Origin of the sequence: Tolypothrix tenuis PCC 7101, assembly GCF_963874875.1 — a bacterium.
In the GTDB taxonomy this organism is placed as follows: Bacteria; Cyanobacteriota; Cyanobacteriia; order Cyanobacteriales; family Nostocaceae; genus Aulosira; species Aulosira tenue.
Genome location: NZ_CAWNJS010000001.1, coordinates 5012998 through 5035674 on the forward strand (window position 1 = coordinate 5012998; position 22677 = coordinate 5035674).

Consider the following 22677-nt stretch of genomic DNA (forward strand, 5'->3'; position numbering starts at 1 on the left):
TTTTCGAGAAATTTCTAATTATAGAATTATTTATCAGGTTGCAGTTATTGTGATTTTTTAGTATCTAACTCTCGTCAATCTAGATTGTTGATACGTAAATAATAGAAGTAAAAAACCAGATAGGGCTAAGGCACATCTATACAAAACCGAATAATTTGTGGCAATGTATCTGACAAAGACAGTAGTACCTTGAAAGTCATCAGTGCTGATGCCTAAAACAGTACTTAGGCTTTCAATGCAGGATTTTTTTCTCCATTGCTGAATTTGAGCATGGGGGAAAAACATATTCCTAGCCAAGACTTTAATCCTCTACTTGGGAATTTGAACCTTGACTACGAAACCATCCAAATTCCCGCAGGGGGCTACTAGTTTTAGCTAAAAACTATAACTGAATAAAGCAGCAATATCGAAGCTTCTAACCTGTTATTTGCAGGCTAATGAAAGGATAGCCTGTTTTGTGGGAAAAATATCAAAATAGATAGAGCTAAAACTCTAAACCAGTAACAAAGGAGGAAATCTGCATTGCTGTCATTTTAAAGATGAAATTTAACGTATTTTGCAAAATTGACTAGTACCGCTGCGCGGAAGTCAAAAGTCAAAAGTCAAAAGTCAAAAGAATTGTCTTCTAAGCTTTTGCACCATTTTTAATGGGTACTTTATTTACGCCGTGCTGTACTAGCCTGTTGATTGGTGAGAAATTTTTGCCGAATACTTACCCAATAACCATAATCAACTCAATTACTAATTCGTAAGTCGTAATTCGTAATTAAACGTACCTTTACGGGTAGGGTCTAAACTCCAATCATTAACTTAATTACAAATTAGTAACTACGAATTACAAATAGTTAATAAATTCTTATCCCAGTGAGTCAAAACCAATGTTCAATGCTACAGAAATTTTAATTGATGCTTTTGTTAATCAAATTCGAGAAGGCTATCATCGCACCTATGGCGCTTTAAAACATGATTATCAAGATATCATTGCCTGGGCTGGGAGCATGGCTTTAGAAAATATTGCCAATAGCGATGCTTTATATCACAACGTCGAACACACAATTCTCGTGACTTTAGTAGGACAGGAAATTTTACGAGGTAAACATATTCGCGAAGGTGGTGTTTCCAGTGATGATTGGTTACATTGCATTATCTCTTTAGCTTGTCATGATATTGGCTATGTCAAAGGAGTTTGTCGGCAAGACCAGGAGACAGAAGGCTTATATGCTACAGGTAAAGATGGGCAAATGATTTCTTTAGCTCCGGGTGCTTCTGATGCTAGTCTCATCCCCTATCATGTTGATAGAGGCAAACTATTTATTGATGAACGTTTTGGTGGACATAAATTAATCGATGCAGAAGTAATTAAGTCGAATATTGAATTAACCAGATTCCCCGTCCCCAAAGCAGAAGACCATCAAGATACACATAACTATGCAGGCTTAGTCCGCGCCGCCGACTTAATTGGACAACTCAGCGATCCGCGTTATTTAAAGAAAATTACTTCTTTATTTTATGAATTTGAAGAAACTGGGATGAATAAAATCTTAGGCTATCAAAACCCAGGCGATTTACGCAAGAATTACGCCAAGTTTTACTGGAATGGTGTTTATCCTTATGTCAAAGACGCATTACGTTATCTGGCGTTAACACAGCAAGGTAAACAAATATTAGCTAATCTTTACTCAAATGTCTTTGTTGTCGAGCATGAAAAACAACAAGAAGAATTGCGGTTAATGGCTAACAGTCATTAGTCAACACTTGTAGAGACGCGATTCATCGCGTCTTTAGTCAAAGGTCAGAAATCAAAATTCTGGATTTGATATTTTGAAAATCTGCAATCGAAAATCTAAAATATATCAAGAGTCAACAGGCAGGGGTTAAGGTCAAAATTTATCATAGTTAACTGAGAATTTTGACCTTTGTACAGACGCGATGAATCGCGTCTCTGCAACTTTTGACTTTCCCCAGGGCTTGACTATTAACCCTTGACCCCGGACTATTAACTATTAAACCTTGACTGCATATCAAAACTATGGATTGGTGGCAACGACTGAAAAAGAACCCTTTGGCAAGATTTGGGGCAATTTTGCTGTTGATATTCTATCTGGCAGTAATTGCAGCAGATTTCATCGCCCCTTACGATCCTTATGCTTCCCAGCCAAATGGTTCGCTGCTACCACCCACCAAAATTTATTGGACTTCCCCATCAGGACAAGCAATTGGGCCTCATATTTATCCCACGACGCAGGGAGATACTAATTTAAAAACAGGCGATCGCAAACTCATTGTAGACTTCAAAAAGCCCTCACCTCTACGTTTATTTGTCTCCGGGGGAGAATACCGCCTGTTTCAACTCAGTTTACCTCTACCACCTAAATGGGACGAAGTCACCATTATCCCTGGTATCCCTTTAAATTGGCATTTGTTTGGTAGTACTGGAGAAGCAAAGTTTAACATCTTAGGTACTGACGACCAAGGACGTGACCAATTTAGCCGTTTAGTGCATGGAGGTCGCATCAGCTTATTTATTGGGATATTTGGTGTGATTATCACCTATCCCCTGGGTTTACTCATCGGCGGGATTTCTGGTTATTTTGGCGGTAAAATTGACACCTTAATTATGCGCCTCGCAGAAGTGCTAATGACTTTCCCCAGCATTTATTTGTTAGTCACATTAGGGGCAGTATTACCACCTGGTTTAAGCAGTACTCAACGCTTTTTATTAATTGTAGTCATTACTTCTGTAATTAGCTGGGCAGGTTTAGCAAGGGTAATTCGCGGACAAGTCCTATCAATTAAAGAGCGAGAATTTGTACAAGCTGCAAGAGCAATGGGAGGTAAACCAATGTATATTATCCTCCGTCACGTTTTGCCACAAACTGCCACCTATATAATTATCTCCGCCACTTTATCTGTTCCCAGCTTTATCAGCGCTGAGGCTGTCTTAAGTCTCATAGGTTTAGGAATTCAACAACCAGACCCCTCTTGGGGAAATATGCTTTCTTTAGCTAGTAATGCTTCTATTCTAGTACTACAACCCTGGTTAATCTGGCCGCCAGCCGTGTTAATTATCCTCACAGTATTAGCTTTCAATTTACTAGGTGATGGTCTAAGAGATGCACTCGACCCTCGCAGTTTACGACGCTAATACCGCTATGCAAAAGTCAAAAGAATTTTATCTCAGCTTTCACCCAAATTTGAAAAAAGAACGTGAAAAACTAGCTAGGGAAGCAATACGGTTCTGATAATAAAAATCGATTGATGTTTAAATCCTGTAGAGACGCGATTCATCGCGTCTTTAGCTATTCATCGCGTCTCTACAACCCCAAAATCATAACGAAAAATTCTTAACCAAACCGTTTTTCTCCCTTACCCTTTCCCCTTTCCCCCTTCACCAAACCTTATTGAGATTCATCCTCAAGGACGCTATACCAACATCTTGAGGCAGATGACACTAACTAGTGAATCAGTATCCAATATATCAGAGGCGAGTAATATGCTGGGATAAGGAGACTGATGCCATGAGTTGGCGAGCAATTTTGGGGTTATTCCAAGAGACTTTCAAAGAATGGAGTGAAGATAAAGCTTCACGGTTAGCAGCAGCTTTAGCTTATTACACAATATTTTCCATTGCACCATTACTAATTATTGTTATTGCCGTCGTCGGCGCAGTATTTGGTGAAGAAGCCGCCAGAGGTGAAATTTTTCGCCAAATTCAAGGCTTAGTTGGCACACAAGGCGCAAAATTTATTGAAACAGCTATTCAAAATGCTAACCAACCAACAACAGGAACTATCGCTTCTATTATTAGTATCCTAGTTCTGTTATTGGGTGCTACAGGTTTATTTACAGAGTTGCAAGACGCACTCAACACCATTTGGGAAGTAAAGCCAAAACCAGGAAAAGGCGTGAACACTATGGTTCGCCAGCGTGTTTTATCATTTACGATGGTGTTAGGAATTGGCTTTTTACTATTAGTTTCTTTAGTAATTAGTGCAGGTTTGAGTGCAATAGTAACTTTCTTTAGTAACCTAGTACCGGGTGTTGATTTTCTCTGGCAAATTGTTAACTTTCTTCTAGGTTTTGCCATTACTACAGTACTATTTGGACTCATTTTCAAAGTTTTACCAGATGTGAAAATTACTTGGGGTGATGTTTTAATAGGTGCTTCTATTACCTCACTTTTGTTTTCTATCGGTCGATTTTTGTTAGGACAATATTTAGGTAATGGTAGTTTTGGTTCAACCTATGGTGCAGCAGGTTCGCTGGTAGTAATTCTCGCGTGGATTTACTACGCTGCTCAAATTCTCTTTTTTGGTGCTGAGTTTACCCAAGTTTACGCCAGAAGATATGGCAGTGGCATTATCCCTACTAAACACGCTGTACCTCTCAATCATGAGAATTCTACTAATCCAGGTATGCAAGATAGCAGTACTAATCAGCCGAGAATATCTTCTTCCCGCAAGCAACCGTCTTCTAATCTGATTAATCGCATCATGCGTTCATTTACCAAACCCAAAGGTGTTAAAAAAAGAACAAGAAATTAAATTCCATCTTGCTTGAAACTTGGTAGAGTATAATCTATCAGCAAAACTCGTCAGGTTACTCTTGCTTCCCAGATGCGCGGATGGGTAGGTGTGGAAAATGTAGTCTCACTCAAAATAGGTGAAACCATTTGTGTGTAAGACTTGCACCTATTTCTTGATGTTCAACCACCCGCGCGCCTTACATAGAGAAACTTTCAGTCATTTTGGTTTTGCTTTTTTGCGATCGCCTATGTTATCATTGCTCCATCCGCGTAACAGAACCTTGAAAACCGCATATACATTAGCTTTGGAACTTCCGCTGTTGAAATTTCACTTAATCCCTATTAGGGATTGAAACAAAACTTAAATGATTATTAATAAGTCCTTGTAAAGGTTGAAATTTCACTTAATCCCTATTAGGGATTGAAACGGGATTAAGTTACCTGAAGAAATTCAGCCATTTGTTGAAATTTCACTTAATCCCTATTAGGGATTGAAACGATAGTAAAATATTCATTACTAGTAGGGACAAGGTTGAAATTTCACTTAATCCCTATTAGGGATTGAAACTCTTGCTGATAAACCTCATAGCCCTCTAGGTGTTGAAATTTCACTTAATCCCTATTAGGGATTGAAACTGTACATAGCATTAGTAAACTTATCTGTAGCGTTGTTGAAATTTCACTTAATCCCTATTAGGGATTGAAACAATAACCGCAAAGACATCACCAGAAAAGTTGTGTTGAAATTTCACTTAATCCCTATTAGGGATTGAAACTAAATCCCCGACTGAAACTGATGCTACGTATAGACGCAGGTTGAAATTTCACTTAATCCCTATTAGGGATTGAAACGCGCTGACTAAACTTATTGAGCCATAAAACCTCAGGTTGAAATTTCACTTAATCCCTATTAGGGATTGAAACGCTCTACTCTCTTAGGTGCAACTTGGTAGGCAGAAGCCATCGTTGAAATTTCACTTAATCCCTATTAGGGATTGAAACTATCTGCAAGTCACTCAAAGACATGGACGTAGAGGTTGAAATTTCACTTAATCCCTATTAGGGATTGAAACAGAATTACAATACTGTGCTTCTAGCGAGTATCTTGTTGAAATTTCACTTAATCCCTATTAGGGATTGAAACTCTATAAGCCACTGTGCATATTTACTGTGTACATCCTTGCACGTTGAAATTTCACTTAATCCCTATTAGGGATTGAAACCTACAGAGATCGTGCTGGGGTATGGTGGTTTACGTTTAAAGTTGAAATTTCACTTAATCCCTATTAGGGATTGAAACTAGCTCGGAAAGGGACTAAATAACCGGAATTAATAAGGTTGAAATTTCACTTAATCCCTATTAGAGACTATTGATAAAGTAAATCTTAAGTAGGGTGTGTTACGGCTATGAAAGGATTTCGGATACAGAGACAATGATATTTAGCCGTAACGCACCGTCGCGTGGATGGTGCGTTAGGCGCTAGGATAGTTATTGCGTGACAAATTATATTGAAAGTCAGCGCCTAACACACCCTACAGTAATTTTATTTTTACTTTATAAATAACCTCTTAAGTAGGGTGTGTTACGGCTGTGAAAAGATTTGAAACTTAGAGAAAGATTAGATTTAGCCGTAACGCACCGTCGCGTGGATGGTGCGTTAGGCGCTAGGATAATTATTGCGTGAAAAATTATATTGAAAATAAGCGCCTAACACACCCTACAGTAAAATTTTACTTACTTTCTTCAGGATTAAAACCCTTTGCTTTCAACCAAGAATAGATGATAAAAATGAAGATGAACGCTATAAAAAAGCCCGCACAAGCGGGCTTTTAATTGATTACCAAACTCTACAAATTGCCTATTACCTTATGCAACATTCAGAAAACCAGTCTGAATCAAATAAGCAGTATAGGTCATGAACATTTCCGAACTGATTGGCGGACAAACAATAGAACTACCTTCTAATGCTTTGAGAGTTTCCTCGCAGCTAATATGAGGTCTTCTGGCTTGCAAATACAAATCGGGAATTGTTAATTGCTCATCAGACCAACGTTCTAACAAAAATGGACGTAGAGTATATAAAGGATTGTCCGTAGAAGAGACATTATTAATTAACTCTGCTTGCCATTGGTCGTAAGGAATCGCCTTCACTGGATAACCAAAGGATTGTACCCACTTAATTAAGGTGCTTAAAGGCGCTGGTTGGGGATGTTGCAGGTGGAATGCTTTACCTATAGATGAAGGCTGCATTGAGAGATAAACGATCGCCTTGCTGACATAATCTACAGGAGACATATCCATCATATATTCCACATCTGGGAAATATCCCATTTGCAGACAGCCTTTGACCATCAAGTTGATAAAGTCATGGGTGTTACAAATACCTGTTTGGCTATCTCCAGAAATTAATGGTGGTCTGTGGATAGTTACAGGTAAACCTCTGTCACGGGCAATTTTGACTAACTTCTCAGCTACCCATTTTGTTTGGGAATAACCAAGGAAAATTCCTTCCCAATGCGCGAAGTCATCTTGCTCTTTTACTAATTTACCAGCATAAGCAGGTGATTCAAACACTGCTACGCTAGAAACATAATGTACAGGCTTGAGTTTGATTTGGCTAGCTAATCTCAATACTTCTTGAGTTCCTAACACATTGGCGGCTTTCAATGCTGAATAGGGGAAAACATAATTCAGCAAAGCACCGCTATGATAAATGGTGTCAATATTAGCAGCTAAAATTTGGAACTGTTCTGCGCCCATACCCAATAATGGGAGAGCTAAATCGCCCACAATTGGGATAATTCTCGATTTATATTTTTCATCCCAAATTGCGTAAGATTCGAGATTTTTTGCTAATTTGCTCTGACCTTCTTGAGCGTTAGCAGCCCGTACTAAGCAATATATATTGGCATTAGTTTGCTGTAACAATTCCCGAATAATAAATGCACCTAAATAACCTGTACCACCAGTTAAAAAGATGTTTTTTGGTTCAGTAATTGTAACTGGAGGTAAAGCATCCGGGCGAATGGTGGGGTCAAGAACTACCTCGGCGTTTAAATCTAAAGCCGGGATAGGAGCATTAGCAGGGGCAGTATTTGTATCTTGAATAACTGCTGCATCTTCGGGTAAATCTTCTGCTAAACGCTGAGAAAGAGCAGCAATATTGGGATAATGCCACAACAGCAACGGCGAAGGTTGGAAGCCCAGCATTTTCTCTAATTTGCTGACGAGAATCATTGCTTGGGCGGAATCCAAACCGTAGTTTTCTAAATGTTCGTTGACATCTATCTCGTCAGTTTCTACCCCTATTAACTCAGCCAAATTAGCAACCAGCCAGGCTTGAATATCTGCGGCACTATAAGAATGTTTTGAATTCATTTTTTTACATCTCCAATGTAGAACTAGCTGGGCGATACTGACTGTAGTAATCGGGAATTTGTAAGCCTTGAAATCTCAAACTTTGGATGCGATATAAAAATGCTGCTCCGGTCATAATATGGTTAGCAACATCAACAACTTTGCGGTTTTGAGGTTCTGCTAAATAAGTACCGCGCACCCAGTCGTTAAAGCTACCCATTGCCGGGCCGCACCAAATTTGATAATCAACTTCTCGTCCTTTTTCGCCAGAACTAGACCAACGGGAAGATAATCCTAAATACCAACGGAAAATTAATGCCATTTTCAATTTAGGATTATTAACTGCCTTGCCCAGTTTCTCCGGATTTTTTTGGGATAAATAAGCTGCAGTTCCTTCCCAAACTTCGGCAATAGTTTTACGGAAAACTTGTTTTTCTAATTTCTCTCTTTCAGCCAGAGGAATTTCTTCAATGGAGTCATAAGCGCGGTATAACTCATACAATTTTTGCGCCCGCATCGGGAACATTGTGCCGCGTTTGAGAACTTGTAATTTGACTCCCATTTCAAACATATCAGCAGCAGGAGCCATCATGACATCAGCCATTTCTGCTTGGGCGAGTAACTTTTTAGTATGTTCACACGCGCCAGATTCTACACAAGCTTGATTAATCGAACCTGTGACTACATAAGCTGCACCCATCATAAAAGCAGCTAAAGCTGATTGTGGTGTGGCAATTCCCCCAGCTACACCGATGCGAATAGGTTGAGAGTAATGATATTGTGCTTGAATTTCATCTCTCAAAGCCATGATGGAAGGTAACAGACAAACCAGAGGACGATTATCTGTATGTCCGCCAGAATCAGCTTCCACAGTAATATCATCCGCCATTGGAACTTGCGCTGCTAGAGTTGCTTGTAACTCAGTGATTAACCCTTGTTGTACAAGTTCTTTGAGGATTTTAGCTGGTGCAGGTTGCAGGAATTTGCTGGCTACTTCTCTACGAGAAATTTTAGCAATGACTTTATTTTTGATTTCAATTTGATTAGCTGCATTCAAACTTAATCCCGCAGCCCGATAATAAACAATGTTGGGAGTTAAGTCCAAAAATGCTGATGCTTCAACAACTCTCACGCCATATTTGAGGAATAAATCCACAGCACGGCGTTCAATTGTTGGTTCATTAGGGCTGTGAATTAAATTAAAAGCATAGGGGCCTTGGGGTAAGGCTTGTTGAATTTTGTTGATAGCAGCTTCCAAGTTTTCTGGGCTTAAACCACCAGCACCAAAGGAACTTAAAATTTTCTCTTTCCCCAGGGCAATTACCATTTCTTCGGAAGCAATAGCGCCAGCCATTGCCCCAGTTACATAGGCATATTTCACTCCATAAAAGGAGAGAAAAGAGGGGTCACCTAGTTGTTGAATTTTAATTGGGGGAATAGATGCTAACAGTTCTATTGGTGAAGTTACAGTCCCATCTAGCGGGCATAAATATCCCACATTTGTAACACCAATTCTGCCGCCGGCGTTCACAATATAACAGGGTTGGTCTAAGTTGAGAAATTTAACTACTATTCCTGGTTGATCAAAAGAAATACAATCTGGGGAACCTTTCCAAATGAGGTTTTGTCCATAGGAATAGCAGGTAAATCCTAGTCCATTTTCGTGTTGACTTAGTGGCGCATCTACAGTAGTCACGCTAGTTATCCCTCGATTTATAAGCAAAGGTTTCTAAAGGATGAAGGGTAAAGTGTGAAAAAGAGGTAATACCAATTTTTTCTATCTTGGGCGTTACTGTGTTTTGTAAAGTTCGTTAAATAATAGTGGAGTGCAGAAGTTTTTTTTGGTCGAACCGCAGAGGACGCAGAGAACGCAGAGAGCAGAGAAATGATAGAGTTGAAAAATTGGTATTACTTTGAGTAGACTGAGGTACTAATTAAACATCCTAGTAACAGCAAGACGTAAATCAACAGACCATTCAAAATTAACAAAAAGCTTACTCTGTCTTAATTTTGAATTTTGAATTTTGAATTCCGCCTTGCGGTACTAGTCCCCAATCCCTAATTAAGATTCTTCCTTCAGTAAGTTTTGAGCGCAAGCTAATTGCAATTGAATGATTTCGCTCATTTGCTGACTAAAATCTTGTCGAGATTTTAAGAAAGCTGTATGAGATTTAGTCAAATTGGCATTGTTAGCATTGAGCTTTTGATATTGAGTCTTATTTAAATCGAGCATACGGATAGTTTGGCCGGGTTTACGAGTTATATTTGATGGGGTAAAGCTGGGCTGTGTTGGTTTTTCTAGAGTGGTAGTTATCTCAAAGGATTGTAATTGTTCCGTTGAGACTAAACCGTGTTCCATGATATTTTTCTCTGCGATTTCTGCTGGCTGATTTGTAGGGAGGAAAATATCATCAACGGGTTGATTATTGGTAGCAATTACCACTGGAGTATTCAGTGAATTAAATACTGGATTTACTCTTTGATAATCAACTGCGGCGTTGTTACTTGGGGTTTTGCTAGCTATATTTTGGAATATTTGGCGATTTTCTTCGCTTAAGATAGCAGCCGTAATTGACTTTCCACCCAAGGTAATATTTCGTTGGGTTAATTTATTTTTATTCCCGGTTTCTTGGGTAAGGTCGTAAAGAGATGAGATATCTAACTCAACTTGATGACTGAGTAATTTAGCTAGGGCTTTGACTATCGTAGTATGGTCATCCATACCTCGACGATTGAGGGAGACGGTGATATGTTCTTTTCCTTCGAGAATTTTGCTTACCCAGCGAGAACAAACACCGCCAGCACCAGCTTCGACAAAGATTTTGACTCCATCGGCGTAAACGCGGTTCACTAAGCGGGGAAAATCTAGTTGTTGACTCAGTCCGGTGGCGATACTGTGGGCTACGACTTCATTGTTCAAGGAGATGGGTTTATAGCCAGCTGCAGAATAGAAGGTGATACCGGGAATATCCTGAGTTGGTAAGGTATTGAGTTTAACTAACTCTGCATACTCCGATCGCATGGCTTCACAATGGATCACATGGTCGAAGGGTGCAGGGAAAGCATTGCAACCAAGGGCTTTAATCACGCGCTGACAAGCTGCTGGTTCACCGGCAATTAATACTTCTTCGGGTGTATTAATTTGCGTCAAATATACGCGACTCTCATTTTTCAGACATTCTCTAACTTTATCTGGGGTAGTCATGAGTACATAGTTAGCCCAGAAGTTATTGTCTGAAGCGTCTGTGGCTGGAGGTAATCCCCAATATTCCCGCACTGCATTTTTTGGCCCTGATAACCTGTCGCCAAATAAAGCTGAGGAGTTAAAGCTGTTACTACCAGCAAAGAAATCACTCCAAACCCCTTGGGATACCATCATGCTGGTTTCTCCCAGGCTATAGCCAAACACATATTTCGGTTTGACTTGAAAGCGATCGCGAATCACGGTAGTAATTAGTCTAGTAAAGAACATTTCCGCTTCAAACATTGCTAGGGAATCATCTAGCAACTTTTTCTCTAGGGTTTCTAGTTCTCTAGTAGACAGCTTATGCAAGCTTCTGGGAAATACGAGTTTCTCAACATCCGAGACTCGTTTATACAGACTCTTGACGAAGGGTTCAGCTTGCAGGTCGGGGAAGAGGCGGAAGAGAGTCCGACCAATACCGACATAGGAATTCACCGCCGCCGGATACACATAGGCAACCTCACCCTCTTTACCCAAAGGTTTAGAGGTGAAATAACTACCTATGGGTGTTTGCCAATCACTACCCTTGTCAAAGGCAGTATTTATTCCTTTGTGTGCTGAGGCGATTTCTTTGAGTAATTCCTTTTTGTTGCGTCCGGTAATGGCTAGGGTATATTTCGCTGTTTGATGCTGTTGGAATTTAACAAAGTTCTGGCTAGCTGTATGAGATAAAGACTCAGATTTCTCAATCTCTTGTTGTAGGGTATCTAAAAGATTGAATAAAGCTGAACGGTCATCAGCTGCTACAGGGAACAGGTAAAAAGGCCGTTGTTGTAAATACCTATTGTTGTGATTTACTTGGTCTGGTTCATCCGACAAGATGACATGGGCGCAAGTCCCATCACAACCGATACCATTAATCGCCGCAATTCTATGGGTACTATCTTTATGGAGGAACCAAGGTCTAGATTCCGTCGCGACAAAGAAAGGACTACCTTGCCAAACTTGGGGCGTTTTCACACCAGACCAGTTGGGAGTAGCGGGAATATAGTTGTGGTAGAGACACAAAGCTGTCTTAATTAAGCTAGCAATTCCCGATGCTACATAGGTGTGTCCGATATTAGCCTTCACACTCCCAATGGCACAATGTAGACCATCACCTACAGAGGGATAAGCCTGAAGCATCCCCGCAATTTCTGCCTCATCTTCCTCGGGAAAACCACTAGCAACCACTTCTACATAGTTAACCTCTGACGGCTGAATCCCCGCAATTTGGAAAGCCGATTGACAGACTTGGTTAATGGTATCCGCATCTACAGCAGTAGAAGCAGCTTGACCGATACTAACAGCATCAATCACCGCATAAATGCGATCGCCATTTTGTTTCGCCGTATCATAACGCTTGAGAACAACTGCACCTGCACCTTCACCCACTGTCCAACCGTTAGCATTTTGGTCGTAGCTTAAGGTATTAGCGCCAGTATTTACCGTTCCCCATTGGCTACGTAGCAAGACATTTTCAATCCCGCCAGCCAAATCTACAGCACCAACCACAACCGCGTCTACTTCCTCATTTATCAGTAGCATTTGTGCTACTTCCAAAGCTTTGAAAGCAGAGGTTTCCACAGCCGTCATCGTAAAGGATGGCCCGGTAAAATTCCATAGAGAAGAAATCCGACTCGCCATAATATTGGCGATGTAACTCAGATATTCTCCAATCTCTACTTGATGGTGAACGCTGTCTTTAACTATTGTTTCTAACTGAGCAATTTTATCTGCTGGTAAAGCAATTTCCGCAGCATTCAAACCATCTTTAATTTGCCACGATAAATTCCAACGTTGTTGCAGTTGATGTACAGACAAATCTGCTTCAGCCGCAATCACAACAGCAACATTTGCCCCTTCTTGAATCCCTGCATCTTTTAACGCCCCATCTGCGACTGTTAACAGTAACAGTTGTTGAGGATTGAGTTGTTCTACTTCATTGGGAGGGATTTTGTAAGCTAAAGTATCGATGGCAAAATCTTGAATGTACCCACCTACAGGTGCTTTACCATCAGGTAAACCATATTCTTTGAGTAAATCGGCTTTCTCGTCGATGCCATACCATCTTTGAGAAGGTAGGGGAATAAAATGCTGTTTGCCGTCATAAATACTACGTTCAAAAGCATCTAAATCTTGACATTCACCAAAAAAGGCATCCATGCCGACAATAGCAATTTTGCCTGATTGTATTTCTTGTTCAAACATTGTTTATTTACAGTAAATAACAAAGAATAAAGGATGAAGTATTTTAAAGAGATTGATTTCTCTGCCCTATAAATCTCAGACAATAGATGTAAAATCCCTCTATAGTCCTCTTTCCTTTGTGACCTTCGTGCCTTCGTGGTTTATTTTATAAATTCATAACGAACCGCGAAGACGCGAAGTACACGAAGAAAGGAAAGAAAGAAAGAAGAAAATCTAGACTTCTTGTATCGGCGGTTAAATCTTCTTACACTTCATCCTGCTTTTCCAAAATCAAATGTGAATTGGTGCCGCCAAAACCAAAAGCACTTAAAGCCGCACGTTTCACAGAAGAATTATTCGGCCATTTTGTCGCCGTTCTCACAATATTGTTGCTAGAAATGACACTATTTTCCGTCCCCATAGGTTCATTAACATTAATCGTGGCTGGAATTACACCCGCATTCATGCTATGAATAGTTTTTGCCAAACCAACCATACCAGCCGCTACTAATAAATGACCGACATTCGATTTCGCAGAACCGACTAAAGGCGATGCTTGATGTTCACCAAAGAACGTTTCTACAGAGTTAAATTCTGTGGTGTCTCCTAATAATGTGCCTGTCGCATGACATTCTATATAATCAATATCTTTCGGGCTAAGTTGTGCTTCTTGATATGCACGTTCAAAAGCGAGAATTTGTCCTCTAGAATTGGGACTTAATAAATGCTTACCTTTACCATCATTAGAGAGTCCATTACCCGCAATAGTGGCGAGAATTTTATCGCCATCTCTCACCGCATCGCTGTAGCGTTTCAGCATTACCATCCCAATCCCATCGGATGTAATTAAGCCGCGAGAAGCTTTATCTAGAGGACGGCTGATACCATTTTCGGGATAACCTTGAATACCCGAAAATAGCATTCGTAAAAATAGCGGATCGACACAACTCATCGCCCCTGCTAACATCACATCAGCTTTGCGCGATCGCAAATAGTATGAGGCTAGCTTAATGGCATAAAATGAGGACGAGCAAGCCGCATCTATACAAAAATGATTACTGGATAAAGCAAATGCTTGGGAGACAAGGGCGGCGGGAAAGCCGGTTATCATCGCATTATACGGGGAAGCCTTGGTGGTTGTTGGTAACGCAGCCAACCGGAAATTTTCATCTTGTAAAAGTTCTGCGATCGCAGGGTTAATTGTTTGCTGGTAAATTGGGGCAAACAATTGATTAGATTTCTTGGTGGGTAAGGATAAAGTCCCTAGAATTACCCCACATTTTGAGAGAACTTGACGATTTCCCCAATAGCCACTACTCTGAATCGCTTGCTTGGCTGCATATAGCGACCATTTCATGGAATTATCCAAACTCTCTACCAACTCCGCAGGTAAATTGTATTCGCTGGGGTCAAATGGGAAATTGCGAATAAATCCACCTTGGAGAAAATAAATTTTTTCCGGTTTTCCTTTAATTGGATCGTAAAATATTGTGGGATCTACACCCAAATCTGCAACAGTAGTAGCTGAAGTTGCATCTTTCTCATTTGTCAGGTTTTGCCAAAACTGCTCAGGATTGTTGGCATCAGGAAAGAGGCAAGATAACCCGATAATCGCTATTTTCTCCACTGCTGATATCCTCATTGGGGTATTAAACAAAAGGGGGATATGCTCGCTTTTTTAAATATTCTCCCCTTGACTTTATGGGCGGTTTGTTAAAAAAATAACTTTCACAAATCAAATAGGAAAGCTAGATAACAACCGCATAAATTGGATTCCCCGAGATGGTAAGATTTACGCCGTTAATCAAACTAAATCAAATGGCAGTTATAGCAATTCAGAATTGATTATAATACATCTAACTTTGTATTTCATCAATAAAGAAATGCTATAAATATCACGAATTCATTACTTAGCTTGCAGCAAACTCATCGGCGCAACCACAGCCTTTGCTCCCAGGATGCGTGAGTATAATTTACCTGCGCGATCGTGCAGAATAAAATCGGCAGTTAAACCAGTAGCTTTTTTCTCCTTAATATCACAAGAAACATAAAAGATTTCATCAACTGGTATTGCTCTATACTGTTCAGAAGTTGTTAACTGTCCAGGTAAGCAAACTTCATTATGATAGTGACTTAACCATACCCATAAAGGTTGGGTACTCAAGTCAGTAGCATAAGGATTATGCCAATGAATCGGAAATTGTCCTTGTTGTTGGGGAGTGATTTGCGCCCAATAGCATTCTGTAGTAATTTTTTCGGGGCTAATATTTAAAACCCTTTGTATTTGCTGAAAACATGGGCCATGAAATAATGTCGATGGGCCATTTTGATATAAATCTTTACCCCTAGCGGTAATAATGCCATCTTCTGTCAAATTCACTGCATCATATATAGGTGCATCAGGTAATTCTCGCACCAGTTTAATAGTAGAAGTGAAATGATAGTGAGTTTTACCAGCGGGAGTTTTGCTGAAGATAGTTGTTTGGAATTCGATAAATTCGCCGTCAGATTTGGCAATTTCTTTGAGTTGCAAAATATGTTCGCTGGCTACGGAGTCATTAAAGGTAATTCCCTTAAGAACTTTAAAATCTTTGCAACTGAAATATCTATAACCTGGGTAAGCTTCTTCACAGCCATTAATCATCCATGACATTGCACAGGTAGCGGGAACTACTGGATAACCAGCAATCACATGATCCATTAGAAATGGATTGGCTGCAACTGTGATGCGACGACGGATAAAATGAGTTTTCAGTTCAGAATCTAAAGGTGCAGGTGGGGGAACCAGGGGACTACCAATTACTAATTGAGTAGTATCGCCATGCTTGGGGTTGAGTTCTTTAACTAACATTTTGGTTCCCACTTCCACGGGGATAATATCAATTCCCCGTTCTGCAAAGGCTTTTTTCAGTTCTGGGGTTACCATTCCACTATCCCAACCGCCCCAGTTAATCGCCACAACGTGACAGTTGGGGTAGTACTGCTTCATCAAGTGGGCGGATTTGTTGAGGATTTCATTGGCGATCGCGTAATCAGATTGACCGATATTGCCGTAAAATCCAGTGACGGAGGAGAACAACACTAAATGCTGGAGTTGTTCGGCGCTAACGCAATCTAGCAGGTTTTCTAATCCATGAACTTTGGCGGTGTAAACCTTTTCAAAATCCTGTTCGGTTTTCTTTTCAATTAATTTATCAGCTAAATTTCCTGCACCATGTATGATGCCAGTAATTGGCCCCATGCGGTTAACTACAGCCGCTAAGTTTGCTTTTAATGCTTGGGTATCTGTGACATCAACGCTTAAATATTCGGCGGTAGCGCCTGTTTGTTGAATGGCGGCGAGAGTTTTTTTAATTTCCCGGCTGGAGTGAATTTTGTTATAAATTTTTTGTACACTCATGGGTGTAGGCTTCTCACCTTGAGCAAGAAGATTTTCCATGATGCGTTTTTTTAATGCAGGTTCTTCAAAGCAATTTTTGGCGTATTCTGGTTCTGTTTCTAATAGTTCGGAACGTCCCAGGAGGATGAATTTACAAGGTTGTTTTTTGGCGAGTTCGATTGTGCATTCGGCGGTGATACCTTTAGCGCCGCCGCTAACTAGAAAAACTGATGAGGGACGAATAGGTGTTTGTGTTGTCATGTTTCAATTTTGGATTTTTTAACCGCCGATAAACGCTGATAATTACTAATAGTTATTCTTTGCGTCTTTGCGCCTTTGCGTGAGATAAAAAAATTTCAAACGAACCACAGAGACGCAGAGAACACAGAGAAAGAAGAGTTTTAGAGAAAGGGAGATGAGGTGACAGTATTCCTTATCTCCCTTATTTGCTTACTTGTCAGATGAAGTATTTAGGGTAACTCTTCCCTGAGCGCCGTAGCCAACTTCACTGAGATAAAGGTTAGAGTCGTGTAATTCAGCGATGATGTGTTGCGCTGATTGTTGAGCATCAAGAGCGGGACTAATATCAACTGCTCTGGTGTATACTTTAGGCCATTCCCATCTCATTGTCTTGGTTAAACCAGCTAAACCGGCTCCGATGACTCCAAAGTTGGTGTTATGCTCAAACCCGAAGGCTCCATCTAAACGAGCTACTGTGAGAAAACAACTGCGTCCGTAACGTGCGGCTTCATTGAGGGATTTTTTCAGGTGTTTGGCCATGAAGAAGACGTGTTTGACGATCGCCTTTTCTTGTTCAATGTAAGGAAGTGTCTTTGTGTGACTGACTTGGAAGACTGGGTGAATATGGATGAATGCCCCAATGCTGCCGATGTTACTTGTAATAGCAGATAATTTATCTTGCAGTAGTTGTTCGCTGAAATCTACTAGAGTGATGCGGGTAACGCCTGGGGGTAAGAGTGCTTGTTGGGAAATTACCGCTTGGGGGAAGCTGAGAACTACAACTTTCCAGCCTTTATCCACTAGGGATTGCACTACCACCGAGGTGGTGAGGGAACCATCATCGGTGACTAAGGCGATGTGTCCCTCTGGTAAGTTGAAGTCTAAGTAATCGGGTTGGGGAAGGTATTTGAGTTTGATGGGTAGACGTTGAACGTTATGCTCTACATCTATTATCGGCTCGTCGTCAAGCTCAAACTCATGCTTTTTTTTTTCACCTCCAGCCAGCTTCTGGAGATAATCAACTATTTGACCGATGGTGCGGAGGTCGCCAAGTTCTTCGATGTTTGGTTTGGGTAGGTCGGGGTACATTTCTTGCATCGCACCCAGGATTTCTACTCGTTTGATTGAGTCGATACCTAAGTCGGCTTCCATGTCCATTTCCATTTCCAGCATCTCTACTGGATAACCAGTTTTTTCACTGGTAATGTTGAGTAGGGTTTGACCGATGTCTGCGTAGTCAGCGCTGGTTGTGGTTTCAGTTGTGGTTTCTACTTCAGGGGCGAAGGAAACTACTTCGCTGAGTGAAACTACTGGTTCAGGTGCAGTTACTACAGTTTCTACGGGGGCGACTACTGCAACTGGGGCGACTGGCTCCGGTGCAGTGACTACGGTTGCGACTGGGGCGACTACTTGGGGAATTTCTGCAACTTCTTGTACGGGAGCAGCTACGGCTACGTTACCTGAGGCGTGGTTTTGCAGATATTCTACAACTTGGCCAATGGTGCGTTTTTCGGCTAATTCTTCTAAGTTAGGCTTGGGTAGGTCGGGGTATAATTCTTGCAATCCGCCTAAGATTTCTACCCGTTTGATGGAGTCGATACCTAAGTCTGCCTCCATGTCCATGTCCATCTCTAACATTTCGATGGGGTAGCCTGTCTTTTCACTGGTGATGCTTAACAGGTTATTACCCAATTCAGATAAATCGACGGTGCTAGATGCAGGTGCAACTACAGGTGCGGGTTCGGGAATGAAAGCAACTGTTTCTGCTACAGGTGCAGGTGCGGGAATCTCAACTACAGGTTGAGGGGGAATTTCCACAACTGGAGGCGCAGGAATTTCTGCTACAGGCTCAGGCTGAGGTTCAACAATTTTGGGAGCGGAGCCATTTTTTGCTACAGGCTCAACTTTTGTCTCAACTACAGGCGCAGTAAAAGTTTCGACAATTTTGGCGGTGGGGGGAACAGGTGCTTCGGTAACAGCTTCGCTCACGAAGGGTAATGTTACCTGAGGTAAGGTAATTTCTTCACCAGCAACCAGGTGAGAATACTCTTGCTGAATTAGTTGGAAAAAGTTTTTGGTATATGCAATTTGCTCTTGGAGATATTGCTCATGGATGCGTAGAGTGTCACCCTGTTGAGAATGAAACTGCATCATGCTACGCTCTAAGCTTTCCATGACAACTTGCTTGAGCTTGGCGGTTTCCGCAGAAGTTTTAGCTTCCGCGAGTAAAGCGTTTTGTTGTTGCATCAGTTGGAAAAATGTTTTGGCATATTCCATCTGATGATTAAGATATTGTTCGTGAACTTGTAAATTTTCGCTTTGATTGTTCTGAAATTGAGCCAGGAGATATTCTAAACTTTCTAGAACTCTTTGATAATTTACAGGTTTTTCAGGTGTTTGCATCTTTGATTCCTGGGCTGGAGTTTGTAAAAGGGTCGCAGGATTCATTTGAGGCTTGGTTTCGGGAGCATAAGCAGCGCCGTTCATGACTGGGGTAGGGGCGGTTTTCTTATGTCCGTTAGTGTGAATGGGTGTAGGACTTACAGGTTCTATGTTCACAGGTGCAGGTGCAGGTGCAGAGATTGCGGGGGTGATGGTAACTTCAGATATAGGTGCAGAGATTGCGGGGGTGATGGTAACTTCAGGTATAGGTGCAGATACTGCGGGAGTCACGCTAACTTCAGATGCGGGTGCAGCTAGCTTAACTTTATGCCCGTTTTGTAAAGCTTGAGGGAAGGCGTTTTTGGTTTTTTCCGACACAAAATTAATGCCGTTTAACTTCACCGTTAACGCTTTTTTCTTCTCGTTTTCGGGTGCGGGGAGTGCAGGAGGTAGTTGATAAGGATCGAGATTTTGCAAATTCATCCCCACTACACGCATCTGTACAGCAGCTTCGCGCAAAGAGCGATCGCTGTTCTTTTGGGTGCTGGGGTTTAAGGAAATGGTCAGGTGCGGGCGATCGCCTAAAATATCTTTGACTAAGTTGCTGAGTATTCTGCGGGGGCCAAATTCTACGAAGCAGTAACCACCAGCAGCGTAGATATTCTCAATCTCTTGCTTAAATAGCACCGAGTTGGAGAGGTGACTTTCCAGAACTTTTTGAATTGCAGGTGCTTCTTGGGGGTACTTTTGCCCAGAGACGTTGCTGAAAACTGGGAGTTGAGGAATTTGGAACTTGACAGACTTAGTTGCGATCGCAAAGGATTTCTGAGCAAATGCAATCAATGGGGTGTGGAAGGCTGCGGATACAGGTAGTAATACAGCCGCACAACCTTTGTCATGCAATACTTGGCGAACTTTGGCGATTTCGGCGGTTGGGCCAGCTAACACTACTTGGGTAGGAGAATTGATATTAGCAATTAACACCTGAGGATAATGTCTAACAATCGTTTCTACCTTAGCAATGTCTTCTTTGACTGCCAACATACTACCGCGATCGTGGTCTGGGTCTTCGGGAGCCGCCATTGCTTGACCGCGTGCTTTTACCAGGAACAAGTAATCTTCTTCGCTTAATACACCCGCAGCCCATAAAGCTGTGAGTTCGCCAAAGCTGTGTCCCGCAACAAAATCGGACTTGAAACCAGCTTGTTGCAGAATTTTATATAGCCCAGCACTCAATACCCCAATTGCGGGTTGAGCATATTCTGTGCGCTGTAAGGCGGCTACTTGAGCATTCTTTTCTGATTCTTCAAATGCTGGGTTGGGGAAGACAATTTCCGACAATGAGCGCAAGTTATCTTTCAGCAACAGGCTGTCCATCTTGCTGTAAAGCCGGCGCATTTGGGGGAAGTTCATCACCAATTCCCGGCCCATCTCTAAATATTGAGAACCTTGACCAGAGAACAGCGCCACAACTTTACCAGCCAAATTCATTCCCGAAGAACGGAAATAAATACCTTGGGGATGCTCCCAAGAAATAGCTGCGCCTTTGTGCTTCAGCCAATCCAAACTAATTTGCAATAACTTGCAAGCTTCTTGCAGATTCTCAGCGACAAAACCAACTCTCGCAGATGTTTGGGGAATTTCTTGTGCTGTAGAATCTTGCATCAACTGAGCATAATGTCTTTCGCCGTCCTTAGACTGCAAATTCGCCAAGGTTTCTTCGCACTTGGAGATTAGTTGAGCAGAAGTCCCAGCAAACAGCAGAATTTCCGCAGGTGCATTATGTAAGCGGTAAGGCTTTTCTTGTTCAGCTTCGTATTCTTCTAAAACCACGTGGTAATTTGTCCCGCCAAAGCCAAAGGAACTCACACCAGCACGTCTTGGCGCGTCACCTTCGGCGCGAATCCAAGGTCTGGTTTCGGTATTTAAATAAAAGGAGGAATTTTTAATGTTGAGTTTGGGGTTTGGCTCGGTAATGTTAATTGTCGGTGGCAATATCTTGTGATGTAATGCCAAAGCAGTTTTAATTAAACTTGCTGCGCCTGCGGCTGCTTTTGTATGTCCAATTTGGGACTTCACACTACCCAGAGCAATATGCTGTTTCTTAGAATCATGTTCGGCAAAGAAATCGCGCAAAGAGCCGAATTCTGTAGGGTCACCAGCCATTGTCCCTGTGCCGTGCGCTTCCATTAAGCCTACAGTAGCGGGAGAAAAGCCAGCATCTTCATAAGCACGTTCTAAGGCTTTAACTTGACCTTCTTTGCGGGGAGCATAAATACTCTTATAGCGCCCATCGCTGGAAGTACCAATACCTTTGATGACTGCATAGATTTTATCGTTGTCCCGTTCCGCATCTTCTAAGCGCTTGAGGACAATCATCCCGATACCTTCACCCAGCATCATCCCATCGGATTTCGCATCGAAAGGTTTGACATTCTCGCTAGGAGAAACAGCCGGGGTTTTGCTGAAGGAGATGTAAGCCATGATGGTGTTGTCGGTGTCTACACCACCAGTCAGCATCATGTCACTGCGATACTCAACTAGTTCGCTAATCGCCATTTTCAAAGCGCCGAAGGAACTAGCACAAGCCGCGTCAACAACACAGTTCATCCCGCCAAAATTTAGACGGTTGGCGATTCTCCCAGCCACAACGTTAGCTAACATCCCTGGGAATGCATTCTCATCCCACTTGACGTAAGCGCTTTTGATTTTTTCGATAATTTGGGCGGTATCTTCATCAGATAAACCACTGCTTTTCAGCGCTTTTTCCCAAACTGGATATTCTAACCTGGCGGAAAGTGGCATACCTAATTGCTTCGCCATCGCCACGCCGAGGATTACCCCCACCATTTCGCGGTTATAATCACGCGCTTCACCGTAGCCAGCATCTTCCATTGCTTCTTTCGCAACTACTAAACTTAATAGTTGCGATACGTCGGTAACTTCTAAAATGCTGGGGGGAATACCAAATTCCATTGGGTTAAAATCAACCTCAGGAATAAACCCACCGCGTTTGCAATAGGTTTTATCTTCCGGAGTTCTGGGATTTGGATCGTAGTAATCTTTAACGCTCCAGTGAGTTTCTGGAACATCTGTAATACAGTCGGCTTTGCTAATAATATTGCGCCAATATTCCCGTAAATTCCGTGACTTAGGAAATAAAGATGCCATCCCAATAATCGCTATAGGATTTTGTTGTAATTGTCTGTTAATCTTGTTAATGGAAATTGGCTTATCCGACTTCACTTTTTTCTCCTCTATAAACTTAACCAAAGTCTTTTCACAACTGTTAATCTGGGCTTCTAAATCAGCCAAGGCAGCATCAATGGAATTAGCAGACATAGGACATAACGAATCTGAAGGACTTTGAATTGCAAAGC

Annotated in this window: 9 protein-coding genes and 1 CRISPR repeat array; of the genes, 3 read left to right on the plus strand and 6 right to left on the minus strand. The window is 41.6% G+C overall.

Annotated elements, in window-relative coordinates; translation table 11 throughout:
- Window positions 1-878 precede the first annotated feature (878 nt).
- From AACU25_RS19915 to AACU25_RS19925, 3 genes are all read left to right on the plus strand, one after another.
- Window positions 879-1748, plus strand: coding sequence for an Npun_R2479 family HD domain-containing metalloprotein (locus AACU25_RS19915; protein WP_096578568.1), 870 nt, complete (start codon window positions 879-881; stop codon window positions 1746-1748).
- Window positions 1749-2029: 281 nt separating this feature from the next.
- Entirely contained in the window at window positions 2030-3145 is a 1116-nt protein-coding gene (locus AACU25_RS19920; RefSeq protein ID WP_096578570.1) for an ABC transporter permease, read from the plus strand.
- 373 nt (window positions 3146-3518) lie between these two features.
- Window positions 3519-4544 (plus strand): YihY/virulence factor BrkB family protein, encoded by a 1026-nt coding sequence (locus AACU25_RS19925; protein WP_096578572.1) that lies wholly within the window; start codon window positions 3519-3521, stop codon window positions 4542-4544.
- A 300-nt stretch (window positions 4545-4844) separates the two neighbouring features.
- A CRISPR array of direct repeats spans window positions 4845-5899; the repeat unit is 37 nt; unit sequence GTTGAAATTTCACTTAATCCCTATTAGGGATTGAAAC.
- Window positions 5900-6392: 493 nt separating this feature from the next.
- On the opposite strand, the gene AACU25_RS19930 is transcribed toward AACU25_RS19925, so the two are convergent.
- The 6 genes from AACU25_RS19930 to AACU25_RS19955 form a co-directional block, all read right to left on the minus strand.
- On the minus strand, window positions 6393-7904 hold the full coding sequence (locus AACU25_RS19930) for a thioester reductase domain-containing protein (protein WP_096578574.1): 1512 nt from the start codon (window positions 7902-7904) through the stop codon (window positions 6393-6395).
- A 4-nt stretch (window positions 7905-7908) separates the two neighbouring features.
- A complete protein-coding gene (locus AACU25_RS19935) occupies window positions 7909-9579 on the minus strand; it encodes a PfaD family polyunsaturated fatty acid/polyketide biosynthesis protein (protein ID WP_096578576.1) in 1671 nt (556 codons plus the stop codon).
- A gap of 366 nt (window positions 9580-9945) precedes the next feature.
- Window positions 9946-13317 (minus strand): PfaB family protein, encoded by a 3372-nt coding sequence (locus tag AACU25_RS19940; RefSeq protein ID WP_096578578.1) that lies wholly within the window; start codon window positions 13315-13317, stop codon window positions 9946-9948.
- Window positions 13318-13561: 244 nt separating this feature from the next.
- Window positions 13562-14923 (minus strand): beta-ketoacyl synthase N-terminal-like domain-containing protein, encoded by a 1362-nt coding sequence (locus AACU25_RS19945; RefSeq protein WP_096578580.1) that lies wholly within the window; start codon window positions 14921-14923, stop codon window positions 13562-13564.
- A gap of 279 nt (window positions 14924-15202) precedes the next feature.
- Window positions 15203-16936: an SDR family NAD(P)-dependent oxidoreductase gene (locus AACU25_RS19950; RefSeq protein WP_096578582.1), complete on the minus strand. Its 1734-nt coding sequence runs from the start codon at window positions 16934-16936 to the stop codon at window positions 15203-15205.
- A 189-nt stretch (window positions 16937-17125) separates the two neighbouring features.
- Window positions 17126-22639 carry a type I polyketide synthase gene (locus tag AACU25_RS19955; RefSeq protein ID WP_096578584.1) on the minus strand — a complete coding sequence of 1838 codons (5514 nt, stop codon included), beginning with the start codon at window positions 22637-22639 and terminating at the stop codon, window positions 17126-17128.
- Window positions 22640-22677: the final 38 nt, after the last annotated feature.

What these genes read in the sequence shown, in the direction of transcription:
- AACU25_RS19915 (WP_096578568.1), top strand. Translation starts at nt 879, where the DNA reads ATGTTCAATGCTACAGAAATTTTAATTGATGCTTTTGTTAATCAAATT.
- AACU25_RS19920 (WP_096578570.1), top strand. Translation starts at nt 2,030, where the DNA reads ATGGATTGGTGGCAACGACTGAAAAAGAACCCTTTGGCAAGATTTGGG.
- AACU25_RS19925 (WP_096578572.1), top strand. Translation starts at nt 3,519, where the DNA reads ATGAGTTGGCGAGCAATTTTGGGGTTATTCCAAGAGACTTTCAAAGAA.
- AACU25_RS19930 (WP_096578574.1), bottom strand. Translation starts at nt 7,904, where the DNA reads ATGAATTCAAAACATTCTTATAGTGCCGCAGATATTCAAGCCTGGCTG.
- AACU25_RS19940 (WP_096578578.1), bottom strand. Translation starts at nt 13,317, where the DNA reads ATGTTTGAACAAGAAATACAATCAGGCAAAATTGCTATTGTCGGCATG.
- AACU25_RS19950 (WP_096578582.1), bottom strand. Translation starts at nt 16,936, where the DNA reads ATGACAACACAAACACCTATTCGTCCCTCATCAGTTTTTCTAGTTAGC.
- AACU25_RS19955 (WP_096578584.1), bottom strand. Translation starts at nt 22,639, where the DNA reads ATGTCTGCTAATTCCATTGATGCTGCCTTGGCTGATTTAGAAGCCCAG.